Origin of the sequence: Methylobacterium longum, from assembly GCF_022179385.1 — a bacterium.
Lineage (GTDB): Bacteria > Pseudomonadota > Alphaproteobacteria > Rhizobiales > Beijerinckiaceae > Methylobacterium > Methylobacterium longum.
Genome location: NZ_BPQS01000103.1, coordinates 1 through 4342, shown reverse-complemented (window position 1 = coordinate 4342; position 4342 = coordinate 1). Strand labels below are relative to the sequence as shown.

7 protein-coding genes are annotated in these 4342 nt (G+C 63.4%); 4 read left to right on the top strand and 3 right to left on the bottom strand.

Annotated features, from left to right (window positions below; all coding sequences use genetic code 11):
- Positions 1–188: 188 nt before the first annotated feature.
- Positions 189–647 carry a Ros/MucR family transcriptional regulator gene (locus MFF58_RS31275; protein WP_238294171.1) on the bottom strand — a complete coding sequence of 153 codons (459 nt, stop codon included), beginning with the start codon at positions 645–647 and terminating at the stop codon, positions 189–191.
- 402 nt (positions 648–1049) lie between these two features.
- Between MFF58_RS31275 and MFF58_RS31270 the strand changes: the two genes are divergently transcribed.
- Positions 1050–1250: a hypothetical protein gene (locus tag MFF58_RS31270; protein ID WP_238294169.1), complete on the top strand. Its 201-nt coding sequence runs from the start codon at positions 1050–1052 to the stop codon at positions 1248–1250.
- A gap of 38 nt (positions 1251–1288) precedes the next feature.
- On the opposite strand, the gene MFF58_RS31265 is transcribed toward MFF58_RS31270, so the two are convergent.
- Positions 1289–1480 carry a hypothetical protein gene (locus MFF58_RS31265; protein WP_238294167.1) on the bottom strand — a complete coding sequence of 64 codons (192 nt, stop codon included), beginning with the start codon at positions 1478–1480 and terminating at the stop codon, positions 1289–1291.
- Between the two features lie 165 nt (positions 1481–1645).
- Here MFF58_RS31265 and MFF58_RS31260 point away from each other — a divergent pair, with 165 nt between their 5' ends.
- From MFF58_RS31260 to MFF58_RS31250, 3 genes are all read left to right on the top strand, one after another.
- Positions 1646–1894 carry a hypothetical protein gene (locus MFF58_RS31260; RefSeq protein WP_238294165.1) on the top strand — a complete coding sequence of 83 codons (249 nt, stop codon included), beginning with the start codon at positions 1646–1648 and terminating at the stop codon, positions 1892–1894.
- Between the two features lie 1048 nt (positions 1895–2942).
- A complete protein-coding gene (locus MFF58_RS31255) occupies positions 2943–3188 on the top strand; it encodes a hypothetical protein (RefSeq protein ID WP_238294163.1) in 246 nt (81 codons plus the stop codon).
- Between the two features lie 105 nt (positions 3189–3293).
- Positions 3294–3602 (top strand): hypothetical protein, encoded by a 309-nt coding sequence (locus tag MFF58_RS31250; RefSeq protein WP_238294161.1) that lies wholly within the window; start codon positions 3294–3296, stop codon positions 3600–3602.
- 170 nt (positions 3603–3772) lie between these two features.
- On the opposite strand, the gene MFF58_RS31245 is transcribed toward MFF58_RS31250, so the two are convergent.
- Positions 3773–3976, bottom strand: a complete 204-nt coding sequence (locus tag MFF58_RS31245) for a hypothetical protein (RefSeq protein ID WP_238294159.1) — start codon at positions 3974–3976, stop codon at positions 3773–3775.
- Positions 3977–4342 lie beyond the last annotated feature (366 nt).

Genomic DNA, 4342 nt, shown 5'->3' with positions numbered 1-4342 from the left:
GCATCGAGGTAGCCGTGCTCAGCGCGACTGCGCCGGTGAGGCCGCACCGAGGCTACGGGGGGAGTAAGCCCCGGTGCTGCTCTTCCGGCGCTCGACCCCCGGCCGATCGCTGAGAGCATGTTGGAGCGAGGTAATTAAAGGATCCTGTACGACGGCGGCTCGGAGCCGTCGGTGCCCAATCAGCCGGATCAAGCTGCCCTGCGGTCCTTCCTCGATGCACTCTGAGCCATGGCGCCGGGTCGGCCCAACCCAATCACCTTGGCGAGAGCGGAACGCCGCTCGGCATAGCTCGGGGCGACCATCGGGTAGTCGGCGGGCAGGCCGTAGCGGTCGCGATAGCTCTTCGGGTCGAGGCTGTGGCTTGTGAGGTGGCGCTTGAGCGTCTTGTAGGCCTTGCCGTCGACGAAGCTGACGATCCCGTCGTGCTGCACCGACTTACGGATCTGCGCAGGCGTCGGCTTCTCGACATCAGCCTCGGGCGTCGCCACTGGTGCGCTAGGCTGTAGAGTAGTTAGGGCCGCGTGGATGCTCTTGATCAGCTTCGGAAGCTCGGCGGCAGGAACCGAATTCTTCATCACGTAGGCGGAGACGATCTCACGGGTAAGTTCAGCCAAGCCTGAGCCGCTGTTATGAATATTTTCTGACATGATGCCATTGTTTCCAGTACATACGTGCCTTCGACTCAGCGCAAACTAGCTCTCTCGCAAAGGATCACAAGCAGATCTGACTTCGATCCACGCGGGCCGGTAAAAATGTCGCACATCGCAATCGCAATACTCGATTTCAGGCCAGCATCATGACGGATAATCGCCCGGACTGCGGCGGCATGAGGTCAACCAGACGTTGTGCCGAACTGGGCGCATAGGGAAAGGCACAAGCCCCAAGCGCGACGGACCGATTTTTGGAGTTCCGGGCAGCCCTGTCAGCCGCTGATTGAGAACGAGGTTACCTCTATCCTCAGCGATAGCCCGGAAGATCCATTCTAACCCTTCCTTCCAGCGCTTGACCCTTCGATTGTCGGGCCTTCAACTAGCGGCTACAGCCTGACGATGCCCGACAAGCTCGACATCCTCCTCGAACGCCTCAAGGCGCACCAGCGCACGCTCATCCTGGCGATGGCCGAGCACGATGGTCTGCCCGCCGGGAGCGCGCTGCGTCAGGTCGCCGAGTTGGAGAACGTCATCGCGGCTGTCGAGGCGGTGGCAAGTGAGGAAGCGGATCGGGAGCGGCAGGTATCATGGAGGTCGTAACACCTTACCAAGTGGGTACCCTTTAGATCCGATGACCGTCAATCAGCGTCCTTCAAGAGATACAGTTCGCCGAATTCCTCAGCTGGAACTTCATCTCCGGTCGGCAGCCGAATTTTTACGCTCACGCCTTCAGCCTCGTACTCGCGTGCCTTCGCATAGGCGTCTTTCGGCCTGGGATAATTCTGGCTCAACGCTTTGTCGGCGTGTTCGCTGATCACGGTAAACGTCATGATACCCAGACCTGCTCCGAGAACGTAAGCATACGCTAACAGGAGCGCCCAAGCGAGCCTGGGAGGCCGGACGCAGCAGGCATGGTGCCCGGAGGCGAGCGACGTCAGATGATGCCTTCTCGACCATAGCTTGGTCCTGGCCGGTACGCGTGGCAGGATACCGGAATGCAAGCTTTTATCGCCCTTCAGACCTCTCCCTCGCTCAAATCTGACAAGGCGCCGGAGGTCAGTCGACTGATCGTGCTCGCCGAGAGCCAAGCCGAAGCCCTTGAGGCATTCCAAGCCTACGTCGAGCCAAGCGATACTGTGGCACTGATAGATGAGCAGCCTGACCCGACTTGGTTGACCGAGCAAAGGTCTGAAAAGGCGCTCCTACATGGCAAGGTGCAGCCCTACTCAGCGCCGTTGAAGTAAACTTCCGCTGAACGCATACGAACCAACTTAGCTGCGACACGCAGCCCTGGATCATCACAGAAGCCGGCGACATCCTGGCGCCCAGCTGGATCGCGTCCCATCGCCTGTAGAGGCCGTGGGCCGGCGCCTAGCGGTGTCCAGCTCCCCCGCGGATGCGCCGACCCTCACACGATCGCCCGGCCTAGGCTTCACGAGTGATGCGTGAGGAACTGGCCCGCACACCACCTGTCACCGCGTGTCCGCCTGCAACAGCGCCGCGTGGTGTCGCGAACACCTCGGCCGCATCAGCAGGGGGAAGATGCTGCTGTAGCGGGTGTGGCACAGGCGCATCAAGGGGCAGCAACAGCCGGCAGCAGTGTTCGAAGCGGAACCATAAGCTAAGCCGTTCGTTCAACGGCCATGGAACACTACAGGTCCACCCTCGCGACGGCTGCTGTTGCTGCATTCGGCCTCGTGGCCGCTGCGCACATCCTGCATCCCGGCAACTACGAGGATCTGCCACGGCAGGTGCGGGCGCCCATCGCAGCCGTGGAAGCGCCTACCAGCACGATGGCGTGGATTGACCCGCCGGCACGTGCGAGCGCCCTCAGCACCTTGTCTAATGCGGTCATCGCGACCGCTCAGGCTGCCGAAACTGGGCCTGTTCAGGCTTCGCAGCCAAACGTTGTTCTACCGCGCGAGACCGCGTCCGTTCGACAGGAGATGCAGGAGTCTCAGGCATCGGCAGAGCAGCTGCGGAAGCTGGAGGCGCCGCGGCGGCATAGGGTGGCTCAACGCCGGATGCGCCTGCACCAAGCCTCTCTGGCTCGCAGTGCACCGAGAGCGCGTGCCATGGCAGAGCAGATCCCTGCGCCGGAAGCAGCTCCGAAGGTTGCCGATCGCTTCGACCCGATCGGCAGCCTGATCCATGGTCTTGGCCTGGATAGCTGAGCCGCCCAGCGTGCCAAGGCTGACGCGCTGGAAATTGAGGCCGAGGCCAAGCGCCGGCTGATCGGTTCGCGTGGACAGCATCATCCCTGTAGGCTTGCGGCTTGGTGGGAGCTGAGCCATGGGCGAGCCGACCGAAGCCGACGTACTGGCACGCGCCAAACGCACCTTTATCGCCAAGAACCGCGATGACCGTGCCTGGGATGCCGGCTTCACCGAGCGGGAGGTCCGTCATGGCCACAACGTCGCCTGCCTGACAGAGCTTGAGCGTCAGGAGTACCTTGAGCAGGCGCGTCACGAGCTTCGCACCAGTTCGCCGTCCGAACGATCTGCTCGCCGCAACGCGAAGCGCAGAGAGGTCGAGTAACCGCGCCCGCAGGTCGACTTTGCCCTGCGCCAGCACGGCCTGTGCGATGCGGGCTGGGCAAGCCAGAGCCGTGATCGCCGCGTCACTGTGGATCGCTAGGTTGCCTTGTTCGTTCCCAACATGGATCAAGCCGAACAGGGATGGGCCGTGGCCAAGGATAGCAAGAGCACGTTCCCTTCGCTCGTGCAGGGCGGAACGGACGCGGTGAAAGCGGAAGGCGACAAGGTCAGCGCCAAGATCGATGAGGCCTTCAAGAAGCTGGCCAAGAAAATGCGCCACCATGCCGACAAGGCCAAGGCAAAGATCGACGGGGCAAAGAAGCCGAAAAAGCGTGCCGTGCTCCTACGGCGCTTTGAGCTGTACGCGGATGCAGCCACCCACCTCGAGGAGCGACTTGCACCCGAGGGGGATTAGGCTGGCGCCAATGCGTCACCCCGCGCCATGGCCCCCTTGGGATTATTGGGCAGGGGCCTTGTCCGGCCGGTTGTCGTAGCCGCCGCCCTCCGGCCCTTCACCGGCATCAGGTTTTGGACTGCCCGGGGAGTGCGGGTCGTTGCGGGTTCCACATTGCCGTGCAGGGCGGATCAGTCCCCGCTATCGCTATCACCAGCGTCGTCGCCGGCGTCCAGCAGCCAGTCCAGCAGGTCGATGCCTACATCGCCGGCTGCGTCCTCACCGGGCCTGCGCAGCGGCTTCTTGGGGTGCTGCGCCCGCACCTCGGCAAACAGCTCGCGGGCGAGCTGGTCCAGCGCATCGTCCGACAGCACACGTTCTCGCTCGGCCGGCATGGCTGCACTCCTTGCCGAGCGTCGGCCGCTCGGCCCCGCCCCGATCTGCTCACGGGGCGGGGGAGCGGCCGATCTCACCAGCGGTGGGCCGATACGCAACGTGGCCCGACAGCATGGTGCCTACGCTCGGTTAGCCGGCCGTCACCAACGTCGGCCGGATGCTGTCCCGGGTTGGCGCTGATGCGAGGGGTCAACCGAGATCGCGTGGCTGGCACGTCCAAACTGGACGCCATCAGCTCACCGGCGGCCGAGCACCGACCACTCCGTGATGACCGACTCGTCAGCCGGCATGTAGGCGTCGACGATGGCGCCCTTGCGGTTCACGACGCAGATCATCGCCGCCTCGCGCACCTCGTACATCATCGG

Excerpts from the sequence above, each read along its gene's own strand:
- MFF58_RS31275 (WP_238294171.1), bottom strand. The coding sequence starts at position 647 with ATGTCAGAAAATATTCATAACAGCGGCTCAGGCTTGGCTGAACTTACC.
- MFF58_RS31270 (WP_238294169.1), top strand. The coding sequence starts at position 1,050 with ATGCCCGACAAGCTCGACATCCTCCTCGAACGCCTCAAGGCGCACCAG.
- MFF58_RS31265 (WP_238294167.1), bottom strand. The coding sequence starts at position 1,480 with ATGACGTTTACCGTGATCAGCGAACACGCCGACAAAGCGTTGAGCCAG.
- MFF58_RS31260 (WP_238294165.1), top strand. The coding sequence starts at position 1,646 with ATGCAAGCTTTTATCGCCCTTCAGACCTCTCCCTCGCTCAAATCTGAC.
- MFF58_RS31255 (WP_238294163.1), top strand. The coding sequence starts at position 2,943 with ATGGGCGAGCCGACCGAAGCCGACGTACTGGCACGCGCCAAACGCACC.
- MFF58_RS31245 (WP_238294159.1), bottom strand. The coding sequence starts at position 3,976 with ATGCCGGCCGAGCGAGAACGTGTGCTGTCGGACGATGCGCTGGACCAG.